This window comes from Photobacterium atrarenae, assembly GCF_024380015.1.
GTDB lineage: Bacteria > Pseudomonadota > Gammaproteobacteria > Enterobacterales > Vibrionaceae > Photobacterium > Photobacterium atrarenae.
This window is the reverse complement of record NZ_CP101509.1, coordinates 831,508-848,582: the sequence shown is the minus strand read 5'-3', so window position 1 is coordinate 848,582 and position 17,075 is coordinate 831,508. Positions and strand designations below refer to the sequence as shown.

Annotated in this window: 20 protein-coding genes; 12 read left to right on the top strand and 8 right to left on the bottom strand. The window is 54.3% G+C overall.

Annotation, left to right across the window (positions count from 1 at the left end):
- Nucleotides 1–10: 10 nt before the first annotated feature.
- Entirely contained in the window at nt 11–997 is a 987-nt protein-coding gene (locus NNL38_RS19845) for an aldo/keto reductase (protein ID WP_255392175.1), read from the bottom strand.
- Between the two features lie 77 nt (nt 998–1,074).
- Between NNL38_RS19845 and NNL38_RS19840 the strand changes: the two genes are divergently transcribed.
- Entirely contained in the window at nt 1,075–2,016 is a 942-nt protein-coding gene (locus NNL38_RS19840; protein WP_255392174.1) for a LysR family transcriptional regulator, read from the top strand.
- A gap of 23 nt (nt 2,017–2,039) precedes the next feature.
- On the opposite strand, the gene NNL38_RS19835 is transcribed toward NNL38_RS19840, so the two are convergent.
- Nucleotides 2,040–2,981 (bottom strand): universal stress protein, encoded by a 942-nt coding sequence (locus NNL38_RS19835; protein WP_255392173.1) that lies wholly within the window; start codon nt 2,979–2,981, stop codon nt 2,040–2,042.
- A gap of 289 nt (nt 2,982–3,270) precedes the next feature.
- Here NNL38_RS19835 and NNL38_RS19830 point away from each other — a divergent pair, with 289 nt between their 5' ends.
- Both NNL38_RS19830 and NNL38_RS19825 read left to right on the top strand, forming a co-directional pair.
- Nucleotides 3,271–4,614, top strand: a complete 1,344-nt coding sequence (locus tag NNL38_RS19830) for a nicotinate phosphoribosyltransferase (RefSeq protein WP_255392172.1) — start codon at nt 3,271–3,273, stop codon at nt 4,612–4,614.
- 197 nt (nt 4,615–4,811) lie between these two features.
- Nucleotides 4,812–5,075 (top strand): hypothetical protein, encoded by a 264-nt coding sequence (locus tag NNL38_RS19825; protein WP_255392171.1) that lies wholly within the window; start codon nt 4,812–4,814, stop codon nt 5,073–5,075.
- A 101-nt stretch (nt 5,076–5,176) separates the two neighbouring features.
- Here the strand turns inward: NNL38_RS19825 and NNL38_RS19820 are convergent, their stop codons facing one another.
- Together NNL38_RS19820 and NNL38_RS19815 are read right to left on the bottom strand one after the other, a co-directional pair.
- A complete protein-coding gene (locus NNL38_RS19820) occupies nt 5,177–5,797 on the bottom strand; it encodes a LysE family translocator (RefSeq protein WP_255392170.1) in 621 nt (206 codons plus the stop codon).
- 272 nt (nt 5,798–6,069) lie between these two features.
- Nucleotides 6,070–6,519 carry a GyrI-like domain-containing protein gene (locus tag NNL38_RS19815; protein WP_255392169.1) on the bottom strand — a complete coding sequence of 150 codons (450 nt, stop codon included), beginning with the start codon at nt 6,517–6,519 and terminating at the stop codon, nt 6,070–6,072.
- 371 nt (nt 6,520–6,890) lie between these two features.
- Here NNL38_RS19815 and NNL38_RS19810 point away from each other — a divergent pair, with 371 nt between their 5' ends.
- Nucleotides 6,891–7,058, top strand: a complete 168-nt coding sequence (locus NNL38_RS19810; RefSeq protein ID WP_255392168.1) for a CCGSCS motif protein — start codon at nt 6,891–6,893, stop codon at nt 7,056–7,058.
- A 101-nt stretch (nt 7,059–7,159) separates the two neighbouring features.
- On the top strand, nt 7,160–7,441 hold the full coding sequence (locus NNL38_RS19805; protein ID WP_255392167.1) for a hypothetical protein: 282 nt from the start codon (nt 7,160–7,162) through the stop codon (nt 7,439–7,441).
- Between the two features lie 57 nt (nt 7,442–7,498).
- Here the strand turns inward: NNL38_RS19805 and NNL38_RS19800 are convergent, their stop codons facing one another.
- Together NNL38_RS19800 and NNL38_RS19795 are read right to left on the bottom strand one after the other, a co-directional pair.
- The gene (locus NNL38_RS19800) at nt 7,499–7,900 is read right to left on the bottom strand and encodes a VOC family protein (protein ID WP_255392166.1); all 402 of its coding nucleotides are present in this window, start codon (nt 7,898–7,900) and stop codon (nt 7,499–7,501) included.
- Nucleotides 7,901–7,973: 73 nt separating this feature from the next.
- Nucleotides 7,974–8,579, bottom strand: a complete 606-nt coding sequence (locus tag NNL38_RS19795; RefSeq protein ID WP_255392165.1) for a TetR/AcrR family transcriptional regulator — start codon at nt 8,577–8,579, stop codon at nt 7,974–7,976.
- A gap of 156 nt (nt 8,580–8,735) precedes the next feature.
- On the opposite strand from NNL38_RS19795, the gene NNL38_RS19790 reads away from it, so the two are divergent.
- The 7 genes from NNL38_RS19790 to NNL38_RS19760 are packed head-to-tail and all read left to right on the top strand — an operon-like array spanning nt 8,736 to nt 14,294.
- Entirely contained in the window at nt 8,736–9,272 is a 537-nt protein-coding gene (locus NNL38_RS19790) for an HPP family protein (RefSeq protein ID WP_255392164.1), read from the top strand.
- A 5-nt stretch (nt 9,273–9,277) separates the two neighbouring features.
- Entirely contained in the window at nt 9,278–9,661 is a 384-nt protein-coding gene (locus NNL38_RS19785) for a tautomerase family protein (RefSeq protein WP_255392163.1), read from the top strand.
- A gap of 39 nt (nt 9,662–9,700) precedes the next feature.
- Nucleotides 9,701–10,099 (top strand): cupin domain-containing protein, encoded by a 399-nt coding sequence (locus NNL38_RS19780; protein WP_255392162.1) that lies wholly within the window; start codon nt 9,701–9,703, stop codon nt 10,097–10,099.
- 4 nt (nt 10,100–10,103) lie between these two features.
- Complete coding sequence (locus NNL38_RS19775; RefSeq protein ID WP_255392161.1) at nt 10,104–10,982, top strand: malonate decarboxylase subunit alpha; 879 nt, start codon at nt 10,104–10,106, stop codon at nt 10,980–10,982.
- Nucleotides 10,897–11,559, top strand: coding sequence for a CoA-transferase (locus NNL38_RS19770; protein ID WP_369414637.1), 663 nt, complete (start codon nt 10,897–10,899; stop codon nt 11,557–11,559). The genes NNL38_RS19775 and NNL38_RS19770 overlap by 86 nt, the downstream gene beginning before the upstream one ends.
- A 21-nt stretch (nt 11,560–11,580) precedes the next feature.
- Nucleotides 11,581–13,110 (top strand): FAD/NAD(P)-binding protein, encoded by a 1,530-nt coding sequence (locus tag NNL38_RS19765; RefSeq protein WP_255392160.1) that lies wholly within the window; start codon nt 11,581–11,583, stop codon nt 13,108–13,110.
- Between the two features lie 8 nt (nt 13,111–13,118).
- Complete coding sequence (locus tag NNL38_RS19760) at nt 13,119–14,294, top strand: pyridoxal-phosphate-dependent aminotransferase family protein (protein ID WP_255392159.1); 1,176 nt, start codon at nt 13,119–13,121, stop codon at nt 14,292–14,294.
- Between the two features lie 290 nt (nt 14,295–14,584).
- Here the strand turns inward: NNL38_RS19760 and NNL38_RS19755 are convergent, their stop codons facing one another.
- Nucleotides 14,585–15,604 carry an AbrB family transcriptional regulator gene (locus NNL38_RS19755; RefSeq protein WP_255392158.1) on the bottom strand — a complete coding sequence of 340 codons (1,020 nt, stop codon included), beginning with the start codon at nt 15,602–15,604 and terminating at the stop codon, nt 14,585–14,587.
- Nucleotides 15,605–15,733: 129 nt separating this feature from the next.
- Nucleotides 15,734–16,960, bottom strand: coding sequence for an ATP-grasp domain-containing protein (locus NNL38_RS19750; RefSeq protein ID WP_255392157.1), 1,227 nt, complete (start codon nt 16,958–16,960; stop codon nt 15,734–15,736).
- Nucleotides 16,961–17,075 lie beyond the last annotated feature (115 nt).

The window sequence follows — 17,075 nt, the reverse complement described above, 5'->3', positions numbered from 1 at the left end:
AACTCGTCGCTCATGCATTCACCCCCTTCATGCCTTCCGGGGTATAGCGCTCCCCCATCACCGGCAGGCGTTCGGTCGCGGATTCAAGCTGATGCTGCTCCGCGGCACTGAGCGTCACTTGTGTCGCCGCTGCATTTTCATCGATATAGCGCAGTTTCTTAGTCCCCGGGATCGGCACAATATCGGGCCCCTTGGACAACAGCCAGGCCAGCGACAGCTGCGCCGGGGTGCAGCCCTTCTCTGCCGCCATGCCGGCAATCACGTCCGCGATCCGGCGGTTGCTGTCTATTGCCTCTTCGGCAAAGCGCGGCAGATGCGCACGGAAATCCCCTTCCTCAAACGCCGCCGTGTCCTGGAACCGGCCGGTCAGGAAGCCGCGGCCGAGCGGAGAATAAGGCACAAATCCCACCCCGAGCTCACGGCAAGTCGGCAAAATGTCCTGCTCCACATCGCGGGTCCAAAGGGAATATTCGGTCTGGAGCGCGGTGATCGGATGGACCGCATGCGCCCTGCGCAGGGTGTCGGCACTGACCTCGCACAAACCGATGTGGGCGATCTTCCCTTCTTTGACCAAGGCCGACAGCCCGTCGATAGTCTCTTCGATCGGCTCTTCGGGATTGATGCGATGCACGTAATAGAGATCAATCTGCTCTACGCCAAGCCGTTTCAGCGACGCCTCACAGGACTGGCGGGCATATGCAGCACTATTGTTCAGACTGCGCCGATATTCACCGGGGCGGCGCACAATGCCGAACTTGGTCGCAATGCGAACCGGTTGCTGCTGTTGCGCCAGAAAACGCCCCAGCAGTTCCTCGTTGTGATGCGGTCCGTACATGTCTGCCGTATCAAAAAAGTCGATCCCAAGCTCGACGGCGCGTGCAAGAACCCGCAACGATTCGCGATCTTCCCGCGGGCCGTAAAACTCACTCATGCCCATGCAGCCCAGGCCAATGGCCGAAACCGATAACTTGGCGCCCAGCTTACGTTTTTCCATCATCGTTCTCCTTTTCGTTCTTTTTGCCGTTTTTCTTGAATCGTGTAGTGACATCGTGGCACCATCCGGGAATGAAAAAAATGAACGATTTAGGTAACCCGATTTCCAGTTTTGAAAAACAGATGCCGAGAACCTGGGTCTGGGACGACACCCGCGCGTTTCTTGCCGTCGCCCGCCACGGCACGCTGAGCGGCGCCGCCTCCGAGCTCAACCTCGGTATTGCCACCCTGTCCCGACGCATTGAGCGACTGGAAGCAGCCTTCAACCTGCCACTATTCGTGCGCCAGCAGTCCGGCTATCAGTTGACGGAGGAAGGCGCGGGGCTGGTTGAGAAAGCGGAAGCACTGGAGGCCGCGGCGGCGGCATTCACCACCGGGGTTTCCACCTATGCACAAATGACGGGGAAAGTACGGCTGGCCACTGCCGAAAACCTGGCAACAGCGCTCATCCTCCCGGCCCTGCCTGAATTCCACAGGCAATACCCCGGCATAACGATTGAACTGATCACAGATATCACGACAGTCAGCCTGCATCGGCGCGATGCTGATCTGGCGTTGCGGATGGTGAAACCGGAACGGGGCAACGTCACCCTGCGGCGTCTGGGCACACTGGGCTACGGGCTATACGGCCACCCGAGCTATCTGGCGCAGCGCGACATCCATCCTGATTCAGGCAACTTTGATCAGGACACCTTCATCACCTGGAGCGAGATGCACGCCCATCTGCCTGCCGCGCAATGGGTCGAGCGAGTCCTGCAAGGGCGAGAGCCGGTGCTGACCACCACCTCAGTTGCCACTCAGATCGCAGCAGCCCAAGCCGGGATCGGGCTGGCAGTGTTACCCCATTTCCTTGCCGTGAAGGCCGGGTTGATCTGTGTGGCGTCAGATCTCGGGGTCGATCAGCCGATTTATCTGGCCATCCAGTCGGATCTGGCGCAGTCACGCCGCACGCGGGCGGTGGCTGACTTTCTGGTCGATTTAGTCAGCCGCAACCACGCGCAACTCAGCGGAGATAGTAGATAACACCCAGCAGCTCACCGGTTGTTTTATTTTCCCCCGAGCACCGGCGAGCGGAACGCATCGGGTTTGAGAGTGAGCACGGAGCAGGTGAGTTTATCGAGCATGGATTCAGCGGTATTGCCCATCAAAAAGCCGGCAATCCCGGTCCGGGACAACGAGCCCATGATCACCATGTCGATCGCCTGCTCTGTCACAAAACGCGGGATCACGGCTTTGGCTTCCCCTTCCAACAGTTTCATCTGCTGTTTCACCGGCGAGTGGCTATGCGGTGCCAGTAACGATTTCATCCGTTCGGCGCGATCGGTACGCATGTCTTTCGAAATTAAATCAACATCCAGCTCGCGATAGCTCCCCCACTTGCGGAAGAATCCCTCAAGCTCTAATCGCCAGGCATGCAGCAGGATAAGCTCTGCCCCGGTTAACGCGCAGACTTCCAAGGCAAGTGACAGAATTTTTTCATTAAAAGTGGTTTGCTCCTGGGAGGCGACATCAACCGCCACGGCAATCCGGCGGATCGGAGCATCGTGCGTGCTATTGGACCAGATTGGCAGGGCTGATTTCCGCATTAAGTGACGCGTGGTACTCCCCCGCTGACAGGCTTGGGTTTTATCCTGGCGATGGGTATCAATCACAATCATACTGGCCTCAAACTCATCAGCCGCCTTGATGATTTCAATAAACGGGATCCCCAGCCGGACAACCGCCGAGAACCTGATATTCGGATATTTGGTTTTCAAAAGCTGAACATGCTTTTCCAGGGCCTGATGAGATGATTTCGTCGCCTCATCCAACAGGCCCAGCGCGGTGCAGGAATACTGGGAAATCTCTTTTAATTCATCAAGTTTTTCAATCACCGTGACCAACGTGACTTTCGCCGACAGGGTGTCGGCAATTTGCAGCACGGCCTGGAAGTCATCCCTTAGGGGTTGTTCCGGGGCAACGGGAAGCAGCAGGTGACGAAAGCTCATAGAACCTCCTCGGATGTAGCATCAACCGGGGCACTTTGCCGCCGTGAATCAGCCTGGCTGAAGATAAATTGGATGCTTCACTAGCATAGTCAAGTATCGATGGGACTGGGGACGACTGCGTCGGTGTTCTATTCTTGAGTACAGGAGCGAGCAAATTTCAGAGGATGATTTCAAAGGCTCAACTGAAGTATGCAATACGATCTGTACACTTGAATCCCGGACAGTTGAGCAATGCGCCCCCTCTGGAGAATGTTCGGGTCTACGGACAGGCGTGTGGAGGTGCTGGAAAATGACAGCCTATGAAAGCCCGCAGTTAACGGATCTCTACCAGCTGACGATGGTGCAGAGTTATCTGGACCATAGCATGGAAGATAAAGCCGTTTTTGAGTTTTTTGTCCGCAAGTTGCCGCCCCAAAGGAATTTTTTAGTTGCGGCGGGCTTAGAGCAGTTACTGGATTTCCTGACACATGCTCATTTCAGTGACGATGAACTGGAATATCTCGCCAGCAGTGGTTATTTCCAGCGTAATCTGATTGATTACCTGAGCAAATTTCAGTTTACCGGGCAAGTCGATGCGATGCCGGAAGGAACTTTGTTTTTTGCCAATGAGCCGGTAGTACGGATCACCGCCTCATTGCCGGAAGCACTGTTGATCGAAACGCGGCTCATTAATTTGTTGCAGTTCCCCATCCTGGTCGCGACGAAAGCCGCCCGGTGTCGGCTTGCCGCGGCTGACAAGCGATTGATTGATTTTGGCCTGCGTCGCGCCCACGGCGCAGAAGCGGGTGTGCTGGCTGCACGGGCCAGTTATCTTGCCGGTTTTGATGGGACATCCAATGTCCTTGCCGGCCAGCAATATGGGATTCCGGTCTACGGCACGATGGCGCATGCTTATATTCAGGCCCATGACTCAGAAGCGCAAGCATTTCAGAACTTTGCCGTCAGCCAACCGAATAATCTGGTGTTACTGATCGACACTTACGATTGTTCCCGCGGCGCAGAACGGGTGATTGAACTGGCAAAGCAGTTAAAAGCCAAAAATCAAGCAATCAAAGCGGTGCGGATCGACAGCGGCGATCTGGGGCATGAAGCCGCCAGAGTGAGGACACAGCTTGACCGTTCCGGTCATCCGGAAATCGGAATCTTTGCCAGTAGCAGTGTCGATGAGTATTTGATCGAGCAATTGAAACAACAAGAGGCGCCCATTGACGGATATGGGATTGGAACCAACCTGACGACCTCGGAAGATGCGCCTTTTCTGAACTGTGCTTACAAACTCCAGGAATACGCGGGCATCGCGCGCCGTAAGCGCTCTCAGGGTAAAGCGACCTGGCCTGGTAGCAAACAGGTTTATCGCCACCTGCGAAGCAATGGGCAACTAGACTATGATCAACTTTGCTTAGCCACAGAAACGCCAGAGCAAGGACAGCCCTTGCTGCAACCTGTGATACGAAACGGGAAACGGCTTGGCGCGCCAGAGCCGCTCGATTTGTTACGTCAGCGGGTAAAACAACAGTTATCGATGCTGACGCCGGCACTAACGAATCTGTCAAAGGCAGCCAGCTTCGCGCTGAAAATTTCGCCTTCATTGCAACAGCTCACTCATCAGACCGACCAGCGTTTTCATGGCTGACGGTAGCTGCTCGTATGACGAGCATCATTCAAGCATAGAAGAAAACGCAAGCATAGAAGAAAACGGGAGCGTTCCCCCATCAGCAGGCAGACGATTTTTTTTTCATTTTCCGCTTTACCTTAACCTTACTAGAGGTTTTAGACTGCCCGAAAACTTAGATACACAACTCGAAAAGGTCGTTGATGAGGGGCTTAACCATGAACAATAAATATCAAAAGCAAACACGACACCACACGGTTCAGGCCGCTTTGTCTATGGTGTCAATGCAGAAATGGTTTAAGCAAGGGGGAAACATCCTGGCAATCGGCCTGCTGCTCATTATTGAGTTATGCGTCGTGAGCAGCCTGAGCACGCAACTCATAACCGAGGTTCTCAGCCGTATAAATGCCCCGTATACCGCAAACCAACAGTCAGATGATCAATGGAGCATGCTCCTGAGCCATCTTCAGGAGCCACAATAACCTCGGTCGCCGGGCTGGCTCACCTCACACTGTCCCAATCCTGCAAATACCAGTCGTAGTAAATAAGGGGGCCATCTTAGCTTGTTAAAACGCTCGATAACTCAGCTCACGAACAACCACACGCCCACCCCGATCATCAAGCTCCCGGAAATCCGGTTGATCAGGCGGATGTTCTTGGCGTGACCCAGTACCCGCTTCAGTCCCTTACCGCCGGTGGCGTAGATGGTCATACAGATAAATTCAAACAGCAGGATAATTGCCACCAGCAGAGCCAATTGCGAAGCCAGCGGCTGGCTGCTGTCAATAAAAGGCGGCAGCAGGGAGATCATGAATGCCCATCCTTTGGGATTCGCCACTGCTGTGACAAAACCCTGCATCACCAGATCCCAGTTTCGGCCCGCCTTGACTTCGGTATTATCCTCGCTCAGGGCCAGCTTGCCTTTCGACTGCCACATCGATATCCCCAGGTAACACAAGTAGGCTGCCCCGAACGACTTAAGCAGGGTAAATAACCAGGGATGATTCAGCATTACCGAGGCAATCCCCAGGACCGCGGCAACCGCCACCAGCCCGACACCGATCACTTCGCCGAGCATCATCCAGAGGGTGCGTCGATAACCAATACTCATCCCCAACGTCAGGGCCAGCGTCATACACATTCCCGGCGTAATCGAAACAAAAAAGAAGGTGGGAATAAATAGACTTAACAACGCAAGATTCATCTTTACTTCCTTGTAAACAGAAAGAACAACTTCGACTCAACCCATCCGGCGGCAGTGGCCTGGCTTTGAGGTTGTTGAGTTAATAAACAGGGGTGAATACAGCATCTTGGCATAAAAAGTGTGTCAGAAGATAACGAAATATACATGTTACAGAAGGCAACCATGATTCAAACTTTCAAGGTGCAGGCAGGTTGGGTGTTTCCCCGGGGTTGTCACAGGCTCATCAAATCCGATGAGCTCATGCGCGATCAACATAAAATGATAGGAGTCCGCTATTGGATGGCGATGGAGATCGCGACTTCATCGGCACTGAGGTACTGTTCAAAATCTGTGGTATAGGCCCGGGTGTGTGGGCAGTCATCAGCACGGAAGTAATCCCAAATAGTTCCCCACAAACTGACCACAGCCTGGGGCATTTCACCTTGGGCGGTAAATGTCAGGTATTTCCCAGACATAATCTTCGTTGTCACCGCTCCCTTCAGCGCATCTGCGGCCAAACGGTCTGAGCACGCCATCACATCATACGCGCCGGTAACATTAGATTCATAGTGGGTATAAACCCCATAAACGTTCGCTCCAGCCGTTAACTTGGGATAAGCCCGGGCGTAAAACGTTTCCCAAAGCTGGCCGATTTTGGCTGTCGATGGATTCATTTCATCGGCATTGGTTGTTCTGACTGAAAATCCGCTAACCTCAAAGCCATCGATATGCTGAAGTATCATCTTCTCTCCTTGTTCTAAACCCATGTCTTCCCGGACAAATTGTCTGAGCGGACCTAAAATTCATTGCTGAGAGATTAACTGTATATACATCCAGCACTTGAGTCAAATTTCTTCCTCGCCGGAAATGTTACGCTCAGGGCCCGAAGCAATGCCCTCAGGGTACTGTCTCAAGGCACCCTCTCAAGGTGTTACTCCAAGGCGATACTTCTGGGCTTTGTTTCAAGGTATTGCTTCAAGATACTGAACAGCGCCATGCATCACAAAATAACAGTTCTGCGACGCTCCCGCACCGCCACACGTATTGACTGTCCTCAGAACAAGACTTAACATGCATTTAAGATGAAACATTAAAGCCAGCGAAGGAGCTCCGAATGACATTCTCAGTGAAGAAGATTTTCAAGAAAGCCGATGCCCAACACGAGCAAGCAAATGCTGAACACGCCACTGACGAGGCGATCCAGCATCAACACGCCGACGAGAGCGAGCAGAAGAAAGGAAAACATGGTGAGCCGGGATTCTGCTGCGGCTCATGCTCCTGAGCTGTCCCCTATGACCGTCAAGGTGGCGGCATATTCTGCCGCCCCTTGCCACCCGCTTCAGCGACGCTCTTCAACCAACATCATCAGCCCATAAAATCCAGATGACCCGAAAACCCGATAGAATCACCGCCATGCAGCAAATAATTGATGCTGTCCAGGCCGAGTTCCCGTTATATCAGGACGATACCTTCAAGTGTGGGCCGGATAACACCTGCATCGGTTGCCCGAAAAAGCTCATGGAGCTGGTCGACACGGAGCTCAACTACTGGCAACACCAGTTAAATCAGAGGCTGCCGCCCGGCTTTGATGAAATTCACCGGTTCGGAAAGCTGTGCAAAAATGTTCGGCGATCACTGGTCAGAAATGGCAGAATTACAACATGATCAAAAAACGGGAGGTGATCAGCCTCCCGCAGCAAGGGTTGCCTTGTACGCAGCGCGTCAGACCCCGGTCCAGTGAAACTCAATCCGGATACCGCTCGGCTCATAGCACATCATGTGCATCGCCGGTCCTTCACGGATCAGCTCAGGCCCGAACTCAATCTCAACCCCATGCGTCGAGAGTTTGTCATGGATTTCAAACAGCGTGGCTTTACTATCGACCCGGATAGCCAGGTGATGCAGGCCAACGTTGGTTTTCCGATCAAACCTTGTTGGCGTGTCTGTCTGCGCAGCCCACAGCGTCAACATGATCGCACCGTCACTGACAAAGATTGCCGGATAATCATCTCTTCGCTTAATCTCCTGCCATCCCAGCAGCGCAGTAAAAAATTGCGCACTTTCTTCCAGGTCAGCGACGGTCAAACCGATGTGATGTACCCCTTGTGTTAACGGCAAATCCATTTGTATCTCCTTCATATCAAAAGTAATGAGCCGACAGCGCGAAGCAGCCGGCAAGTTATCTTGCGTCACGGCGTTAGCTTGACGCGCCTGCCTTAGCTTCCATTACGGGCACAGCCTTGGCCTTGCTACCGGTGAAATCAGCCACGGCCAGCGCCCGAGCGCCCAGACGATAGATTTCCTCGTATCCAGAGACTTCGCCAAATTCCGCCCGGATGATCATCCCCTCAAGGAAGGTCATAATGGCCTCAGTTTTGGCTTCCGCCCCCGGCTCACCGGGCTCGAACGTTGAGAACAACAGCGATTTTAGCCAGGCCTTATGTTTTAAAGCCTGCTGAGCCAGGGCCTCATCATGGCCCCGAAACTCTGCCAAAGCATGCATGAACATGCACCCCTTAAAGTTCACAGCCCGGAACCAGGAAAAATGCCAGTCCAAAATAGCATTTAAACGACTATCTGTGTCCGTCGCGGCAGAGACCACAGCATTCAATTCCTCCTCAAAGCGTTGATGGCGCCGGATCAGCACCGCCTCAATCAATTTATTCTTTGAGCCGAAATGCCGGTACATCGACGTTTTGGAAACTTCCGCCTTATCCCGGATCAAATCGACACCGACTGCGGTGTAGCCAAGCTGATTAAACAGCCCTTCGGCCACATTCAGAATGTGCTCTTTCTTACTCATCACGATCCTTATTCACTAAATTTCATAATTTAGGTGTTGCCTTGAGGTGTACAGGTCTGTATCATCGCCAACCGAGGTGTACAGATCTGTTCATAAAAGTATAACACAGTTGATCCACAAGATTGCATACCATTCGTAAATACTATTCGTAAGGAAATGAAAAAAATGAAGAAACTACGAGGTGGTGGCGCACTGCCGCCAAAACCAAATTTGATTCAACTGATGAAGGGCCTGGTCGGCGGCTTCCTCGGCATTCTCACACTCAGTGTGATGGGCCAATCCACCGGAGTGCCCTGGCTCATGGCGCCATTCGGCGCGACCTGCGTGATCCTGTTTGCCGCACCGGCATCACCGCTGGCACAACCACGTAACGTGATCGCCGGTCACCTGATCACCGCCACCGTGGGCCTGGCTGCTCTGTATGGACTCGGGGACTCAATTATCGTGATGTCACTGGCCGTCGGGGTCGCCATCATGCTGATGCAATACTTCCGTGCAGTTCATCCACCAGCCGGAGCCAACCCGTTAGTGATCATTCTTGCCGGCCAGGGTGTGGTGGGATTTGACTACCTGGTCACGCCGGTTCTGCTCGGTAGTATTACGCTGGTTGTGATCGCCTCGGTGATCAACAACTACGGTGAAGAAGGTAACTGGCCAGTGTACTGGCACGGCTTTGGTCGTCAGAAGGGGTAATAACAATGCCAAAACTCGATCTCACACTGAACACAGAATTGCCGGAAGAAACCGTGAGCCAAGTGGTTACCGGGCTGACCGAGCTGACCCAAACGCTACTCAACAAGCAGCCGGATGTTACCCGGATCCATGTTCACCAAAATCAAAGTCTTTGCTATGTGAACGCGGCGCAAGTAACCGGGCCAAGCGCCTTTAATCTGGCCATTTACATCACTGAGGGAACAAACACGGAAGAGCAAAAAGCGCAATGGCTACAGGCAACTTACCAGTTGCTCAACGATGTGCTGGGCGAAGGGGCGCCGCAACTGCCCAATTATATCTCCATACACGAGCTTGATGCCCGCGACTGGGGCTACAACGGCCTCAGCCAATTTGCCAGAAACCGTTAAAACAGACATTCGAACTATCAGTCAAAAGGAGTAATACACATGGAGTTCACCGTTCCACCAGAGTCAAGAGATGTCGTTCTGAAGCTGGGCTTTGACAATGATATTAGCCTGCCAGCCGATCTGGATTTCCAGCCGTATCAGCGCGGCCTTCGTGAAGGGGTGGACATTGCCGTCCTGTTCGATGAAACCGTCAACGATCCTAAAGGTGCGGATATGGCGTTCCTGCGCTATGAAGCCGGCGCCTATGTCCCCGGCCATGTCCATATGGGCTTTGAGACCGTCTTAGTTCTGCAGGGCGACTATATCGAAAATGGCCAGACTTTTACGCCGGGCTCACTGATTGTGCGCGCACCGGGCACCTGCCACAGTATGGCTTCAAAGAACGGTTGTGTGATCCTGGCTTCCCGCTACCAACCAGTCAAGCAACTGGTCGAGTGATCCCATGAAGCAGACAACAGCAAAAGCCGTAGCTGAACTGATCAACAATGGCGCTGTGGTGATCCCTGGTGGATTCGGATGTTGCGGACATCCGGATCTGCTGACCGAAGCGCTCTCAGAGCGATTTGCCCGCGAGCAACAACCCACAGGGCTCACGCTGCTTTTTGCTTCAGGGGCCGGCGATAAACAGGGTAAAGGGCTGGATAAACTGGCCCATCCCGGACTGGTCAAACGCGCAATCGGCGGATTCTGGGGATTCTGTCCCGCACTGACCCGACTCGGCCGCATGGGGGTGATCGATGCCCACAACTGGCCAATGGGGGTGATGAGCCACCTGTTTCGTGACATGGCTTCCGGGCTGGACGGCCATTTCAGCCGTATCGGACTGCATACCTTTGTCGACCCGCGCCTTGAAGGTGGCGCCTTGGCAACAGACACGGCACCCCTGGTCGAAGTCGTCACAGTTCGGGAAAAAGAGCAGCTGTACTACCCGAGTCCGGGGGCCGATTTCGCCCTGCTGCGAGGCACGGTAGCCGACCAGCAAGGCAATATATCCATGGCAGGAGAAGCTGCACTGCATGATGCACTCTGGCAGGCAATGGCAACCCGTAACAGCGGCGGCAAAGTGGCCGTTCAGGTGGCGCAAGTTGTCGATGAACTACCGGCGAAGCAAGTCGATATTCCCGGGCACCTGGTCGACTTTGTGATCGAAAGCAACGAGCACCACTATCCGAGTTACGGCTCGGCCCGGGCCACTGGTGCCAATCATCAGATATCTCTGACCCTGGAAAAAAACACTGATTGTCGAGCGAGCCTGCAAGGAGCCGATCCCGGACGGGGCTTTCCTCAACTTCGGGATTGGGATCCCGGCACTGGTCGGTGAAAAGCTAGCTCGCCTGAACGACCGGATCGATACCTCAGTCGAATCCGGGGTGATCAACGGCAAGCCGAAAGAAGGTATCGCTTTCGGCGAGGCAACGGAATTCAGTAGCGTGATTCAACAGGCCGACCTGTTCAGCTTTTATAACGGGGGCGGGATTGATGTGGCATTTCTGGGATTTGCCGAAATTGACCGCGAGGGCAATATCAACGCCAGTGCTTTTGGCGAGCAGCTGACCGGCGCTGGCGGCTTTATTAATATTGCGGCTTCAGCCCGGAAACTGGTGTTCTGCGGCACCCTGACCACCAAAGGCCTGCAACTCGGCCGAACCGGAACTAACGTCTCCATCCGGCAGGAAGGGGCAGTACCGAAGTTTGTTGAGCACGTCCAGCAAGTGACAGTTGCCACCAACCACCCGGACTTTTGGGACAAAGATATCAAGATCATTACCGAGCGGGCGGTATTTTCCCTGCATCGGGGGGAATTTATCCTGGAAGAGCTAACCGAAGGGATCACCCTCGACGCAGTACGCCAGGCAATTCCGTTCGCCATCAAGATTTCTCCGAATATTACGCTGTAGCAAGTTAATAAGGATATTACCGTGAAAACAAACATCGTCATCGTTGGCGGTGGGGCTTCCTGCATCTCTTTTATGGATGCCCTGCTGAAAAAAAACCTAAAAGAAAAATTAAATCAACTGTCACTGACTATCTTAGAGAAATCCAAAGAAATCGGGCCGGGAAATGCGTATTTCAGTGATTTAAAGTCAAACCTTTTAAATACCAAGGCCGGTTATATTACGGTATTTAAAGATCATCCCGGCGATTTTTATCAGTGGCTGGAATGTAACGAATATAAATGGAAACCCGATTATCCTGAGCTGGAAATAACCCGCGATACCTACGCCCCACGGGCCCTGTTCGGCATGTACATGAAAGATGCGTTTTCCGTCGTCTGCGCCGATGCCCGGCGCAGCGGGATTCAGGTCAAAGTGCTCCGCGACGAAGCAATCAAAGTCGAGCAAGTTGAAAAAGATCAGGTCAACGTCGTGACCCAAAGCGGCACCGTGATCAATGCCGGAAAAGTCGTACTGGCCTGCGGTACCCAGCAACAGTCCGCCATGCTGCCGCCGTACAGCCACGACATTATCCACTCGCCGTACCCGACGCGTGAACTGCAACGGCAAGTTGCCGCCGAAGACAGTGTGGCGATCATCGGTGCCCGGCTCAGTGCGATTGATGCGACAATTGGCCTAATCGAGGGCGGCCATACCGGTCCAATCACCATTTATTCACGCAGTGGCTACTTCCCATTCGTGCGCGGCACCCAGGGCCGCTATAAGAATGCCTACCTGACTCCGGATTACATTGCCGAACATTGCCCGGAACTCGACTTCTACAAACTGGGCGATCTGTACCAGCTGGAGCGCGAACGCTACCAAGCCCAGACCGAACATGACTATTTCGAAGAACTGCCGCTGCCGAACCCGCCGATCAGCAACCTGGAAGAATTTCTGACCAAAGAGCTGGCACTGGCCAAACAAGACCGTGGCTGGCAGGCCATTCTGTACGATACCAATAGTGGCATCGATCAAATCTGGGACCGCCTGCGCACCGAGGATCAGGATCGCTTCATGAAGCAGTTCGTCTCCTCAGCCATGTCGCTGCGCGTCTCCATTCCGGCCGAAAATGCCGAGAAAATGCTGGGCTACCTGCGCTCCGGGCAATTGAAGTTTGTTGCCGGTCCTACGTCTGTAAAGGTCGAAGACGGCCAGTTGACCGTTCACTGCAATGGCACCAGTGCCCCAACCGGCAAGGTGATCTATGCCACCGGCAGCCCGAAATCACTCAATCAAATCGACTCGCCGTTGCTCCGGAGCCTGATCGAGAGCGGCACCAGTGTCGAGAACCGGTTCGGCGGCCTGGATGTATGCAAGTACGATTACGGCCTGTTCTGCAAAGACGGCAAGATGAACACCAGCATCTTTGCCATCGGTGAGTTAACCAGCGGACGCTTCCTGTTTACCAGTGCCCTGGACATTATTGTCCGGCACGCCCATGCCTGTGCCGACAGCGTCGAGAAATTCATGACGACTGAACGCGACTATTCCCTGTCTCTGGCCAAATCCTAGGAGTTCACATGCACCTTTCCTTTATCCCGGAATCTACCTTGTTATTAGGCCCCGGCCCGTCACCGGTTGATGAATCGGTTCTGGCGGCGACGTCGCAGCCGACCATCGGCCATTTGGATAAGCAGTGTTTTGCGCTGATGAATGAAATCAAGCAGATGTTACAGCAGTTATTCCAGACCCGTAACGCCCTGACGATCCCACTGTCCGGTCCGGGCTCAGCCGGGATGGAAGCCTGCGTCGCCAACCTGATCGAGCCGGGTGAAAAAGTCGTGGTCTGCATCAACGGGGCTTTCGGGCAGCGGATCGCCGACAGTGCAAGAAAAATCGGCGGCAATGTCGTCGAAATACGTGCTGCCTGGGGCCAGCCGATTGCTCCAAATGCCCTGCGTGACACCCTGACCCGAAACCCGGATGCCAAATCTGTGTGCTTTGTTCACGGCGAGACCTCAACCGGGGTACTCAACGACGCACAAGCGCTGTGCGCCGTTGCCCGCGAGTTTGGTGCCCTGACAATTGTCGATGCGGTCACTTCGCTAGGTGGCGTCGAGGTCAAAGTCAATGAATGGGGTATTGATGCCATTTTCTCCGGCACCCAAAAGTGCCTGTCTTGCCCGCCGGGGCTGTCACCAATCAGCTTGAGCGAGCGAGCGGTAACCAAACTGACCCAGCGGCAATCTCCGATCCCAAGCTGGTTCCTGGATCTGTCGCTGATCAGCAATTACTGGGATATATCCTCCCGGGCCTACCACCATACGGCGCCGATCAATGCCCTGTACGGTCTGCACCAGGGGCTGTCCAACCTACTGGAAGAAGGTCAGGATACACTGATCGCGCGTCATGCCGAATGCCAGGAACTTCTGGTCTCCGGACTTGAAACGCTGGGGCTGGAATGCCTGGTTGATAAGGCCTCTCAACTGCCGCAACTGACAACCATTCTGATCCCGGACTATATGGATGATCAGATGTTCCGAGAGCAGTTGATGAATGAGTACCAGATTGAAATCGGCGGCGGAATTGGCGAGTTGGCCGGAAAAGTCTGGCGGATCGGACTGATGGGTAACGGAGCCCGGCCGGAACATGTTGAGTTGCTGCTTGATGCAATGTCCCAACTGCATCTGCGCTCTTTCGTCGAGATTGAAATGCGGCCCGACCACGCACCTCAGCCCGCCTGCAGTCTCAATTGATCCCTTGTCTTCCCGGCCCCGGCCGGGAAGACAAGCGCTAAACACAGAGACGAGCATATCGCTCCCCCCTAAAGCGATGCTGATGACAAAGTCATTTGATGCCCGATGGGGACTAATCAATATCCTGCGCTGTGCTGACCAGCGGATTGGGCTAAAACATCTGGAAATGGCCTATACCAATCACGGAACACCAGCCACCAAAGCCATACTCACAGCTAAACGGCGCCATTTGCTTCCATAGCGATAGGCACCGATACGACTTCAAGCATGAATAGCACAAAGCCTTAACATCATCCTTCGCTACGTCGGACTTCACGGCCCGGGCGAAGAAACGGCTTCACCGCCAACGGCAGTGAGTGGAGGATCACCATCCGGGTAATATGGTTAAGCATGATCAGTGCCGGCTCAAGCCCCAAGTAAATGGCTGCCACAGTCATCGCTTCAATGCTGCCCGGTACCCAGGACATCAGCAACACGACAAAGCTCTGCGCCAGCACCTGGCTAAACACAAACGCAAAGAGCAACGTCACCCCCAAACTAAGGGCCGTTGCAATCACGCCCGAGCGCATATGGGTAATGAATTCCCCACCGCTGACATCCACCAGCCGGATCCCGATCAGAGCACCCAGCGCAGACGTTGCGATGAACACTAGCCCCGGTGGGATAGCCAGGCTGGCCGCCGGCATCATGCTGCCGACAGCAATCGCTGTCAGCATTCCGGTCACCATATAGGGCGCCGGTGTGCCGATTTTCTCCAGCAGTACGCCGCTTCCCCAAGCCACAGCAGCCACAGCCAGCAACCAATAGGATTCTTGGCCGGTGAAAAAGCTGAATGCGACCGGCTGATTATCAGCAGCAATCACCCCGGAGAGGATCACCAGGGTGATCAGGCGAACCGTATGGGTAAACACCACTTTGCCTGATGGCTTTTGCTGCGCTTCATTAAGCACCAGAACAGCCGCCATTGCACCCGGCACCGATCCCAGCAAACTGTCCGTTTTCGACCACTGCTCTCTTTTATGCAGCCACAGATAAGATATGGTGACCTGGCCGATCATGCAGGCCACCAACCCAAGCAGCATCAGAGGAGGAAAGTTCACCGCCGATAAATCACTCGGAACCATGACGCCGACGCCTATCCCCAGTACCAGCTGAACGAAGGTCAGGGTCGGGGCAGGCAGGGAAAGCCGGAGCCCGGCTTTCCCAGCAACCATCAGGAACACAATGGCCCCGAACATAGCGCCCAGCGGGAGCTGGAGCCAGGAAAACAAAATGGATCCACACAGTGACAACACCAGAGCACCGATCATACAACAACCTCTTTTTCAGGGCGCAAACTCTCAAGCACCCTTGTATTACTTCCGCCGCCGGTTAGCGCCATATTGCACCGCAATGCTTGCTTACAGCGATGGCGCAGAACACCGGCTATCATCAATGGCTCACACCGGCGCCCAGTCCGCCTGCCCCACAAACCACTGATGCAGTTCACCGAGGCGAGACTCAACTTCCGACTCCGTCCGGCCAAGTACAATCGCGCTCATGATCTCACCATTGGTAAAGGCCATCGGGGTATACACTTCCCCGATCCGGCCGGTGAAGGCGTATTTCTCAACATAGTCCCAATCACACTGCGTCGGTGCGCTCAGCAGCTTGCCGGCCATCGGCGGAACCAGCAGTTGTCCGGCCAGCACCGCAGGGCGCTGTATCGGCACGGCGAGCTTCTCGGGATCTCGCATGTGCGCCAGATACGCCATCCGCAGATCCAGTCCCCAGGCGGCCCGGTGCTCATCATTGACGAAGCAGCCACCGAGGCGACAGGCAATTTCACCCAGGACAATTTCCCCGTCTGGCCGGACAAAGACTTCCAGATGGAACAGCATGGTCGGCTCGGACGGCAGAACCTCGGTGATCAGCCTGGTTGCCAACGACGCAATCCGCTGTGCCAGCGGCGAGTCCGGCTCCAGCATTTGCAAGCCCAGCGCTTCACCGGCAAGAAAGTCCAGACAAGATGACAGGGCCTTGCTGGTGGAGATCAACACCGGACGACCGCCGACAAACAAGCCATTGGTCTGGTAATGCTCTCCTTTAACAAACGTTTCGACCATCAGGTTGAAGAAACTGGTGCCATCCTGCCGGGCAAGGTAGGCCTTGGCGTCTTCATCATTGCGGATCACTGTCACCCCGTTTGATCCCCGGCCATCGCGCGGCTTAGCAACCACCGGATAGCCATGCTGCTCAATGAACCGATCCAGCTCGGTGGCATGATTGAGCGTCGACATGGCCGCCACCGGGATCCCGGACTCCGCCGCCCGCGTTTTCATCAGGAACTTGTCCCGGTAGTAGTGCACCCGCGCCTCACAGCCTTCCGTCACACCCAGCCGATCATTGACCCGCGCGGCCCGCAACAAGTCAATTTCAGCCAGGGCCACCACCAGCGGGTTGTCCATCTGCCGCGCGGCCTGGTAAACCTCAAGTTCAACCTGCGGATTGTCGTTAAAACGCTCGGAATAATGTACGACGAATGACTCGGGCAGATGCCTTGTCAGCGCATCGCGACCGCTCGCACAGGTAAAAAACACCGCCGCTTCACCGGCAGCCGCAAGCAGATCCGAAGCTGAGTGCTGGAGTAAAATTTTCGGGGGACATAAAACAATCAGGTTATTCATCAGTAACTTCCTTGTCGTACAAGATCAGTGCTGAGGCTGACACAAAAGAAACGATATGAATATACTTTCGTATTATGAATTGATCCCAGATCTCAAATATAACTCTGCCATATTG

Coding starts and splice junctions, on each gene's coding strand:
- NNL38_RS19820 (WP_255392170.1), bottom strand. CDS start 5,797: ATGAATCTTGCGTTGTTAAGTCTATTTATTCCCACCTTCTTTTTTGTT.
- NNL38_RS19825 (WP_255392171.1), top strand. CDS start 4,812: ATGAACAATAAATATCAAAAGCAAACACGACACCACACGGTTCAGGCC.
- NNL38_RS19845 (WP_255392175.1), bottom strand. CDS start 997: ATGATGGAAAAACGTAAGCTGGGCGCCAAGTTATCGGTTTCGGCCATT.
- NNL38_RS19780 (WP_255392162.1), top strand. CDS start 9,701: ATGGAGTTCACCGTTCCACCAGAGTCAAGAGATGTCGTTCTGAAGCTG.
- NNL38_RS19810 (WP_255392168.1), top strand. CDS start 6,891: ATGACATTCTCAGTGAAGAAGATTTTCAAGAAAGCCGATGCCCAACAC.
- NNL38_RS19790 (WP_255392164.1), top strand. CDS start 8,736: ATGAAAAAAATGAAGAAACTACGAGGTGGTGGCGCACTGCCGCCAAAA.
- NNL38_RS19755 (WP_255392158.1), bottom strand. CDS start 15,604: ATGATCGGTGCTCTGGTGTTGTCACTGTGTGGATCCATTTTGTTTTCC.
- NNL38_RS19835 (WP_255392173.1), bottom strand. CDS start 2,981: ATGAGCTTTCGTCACCTGCTGCTTCCCGTTGCCCCGGAACAACCCCTA.
- NNL38_RS19815 (WP_255392169.1), bottom strand. CDS start 6,519: ATGATACTTCAGCATATCGATGGCTTTGAGGTTAGCGGATTTTCAGTC.
- NNL38_RS19785 (WP_255392163.1), top strand. CDS start 9,278: ATGCCAAAACTCGATCTCACACTGAACACAGAATTGCCGGAAGAAACC.
- NNL38_RS19800 (WP_255392166.1), bottom strand. CDS start 7,900: ATGGATTTGCCGTTAACACAAGGGGTACATCACATCGGTTTGACCGTC.
- NNL38_RS19830 (WP_255392172.1), top strand. CDS start 3,271: ATGACAGCCTATGAAAGCCCGCAGTTAACGGATCTCTACCAGCTGACG.
- NNL38_RS19760 (WP_255392159.1), top strand. CDS start 13,119: ATGCACCTTTCCTTTATCCCGGAATCTACCTTGTTATTAGGCCCCGGC.
- NNL38_RS19805 (WP_255392167.1), top strand. CDS start 7,160: ATGACCCGAAAACCCGATAGAATCACCGCCATGCAGCAAATAATTGAT.
- NNL38_RS19795 (WP_255392165.1), bottom strand. CDS start 8,579: ATGAGTAAGAAAGAGCACATTCTGAATGTGGCCGAAGGGCTGTTTAAT.
- NNL38_RS19840 (WP_255392174.1), top strand. CDS start 1,075: ATGAACGATTTAGGTAACCCGATTTCCAGTTTTGAAAAACAGATGCCG.
- NNL38_RS19775 (WP_255392161.1), top strand. CDS start 10,104: ATGAAGCAGACAACAGCAAAAGCCGTAGCTGAACTGATCAACAATGGC.
- NNL38_RS19750 (WP_255392157.1), bottom strand. CDS start 16,960: ATGAATAACCTGATTGTTTTATGTCCCCCGAAAATTTTACTCCAGCAC.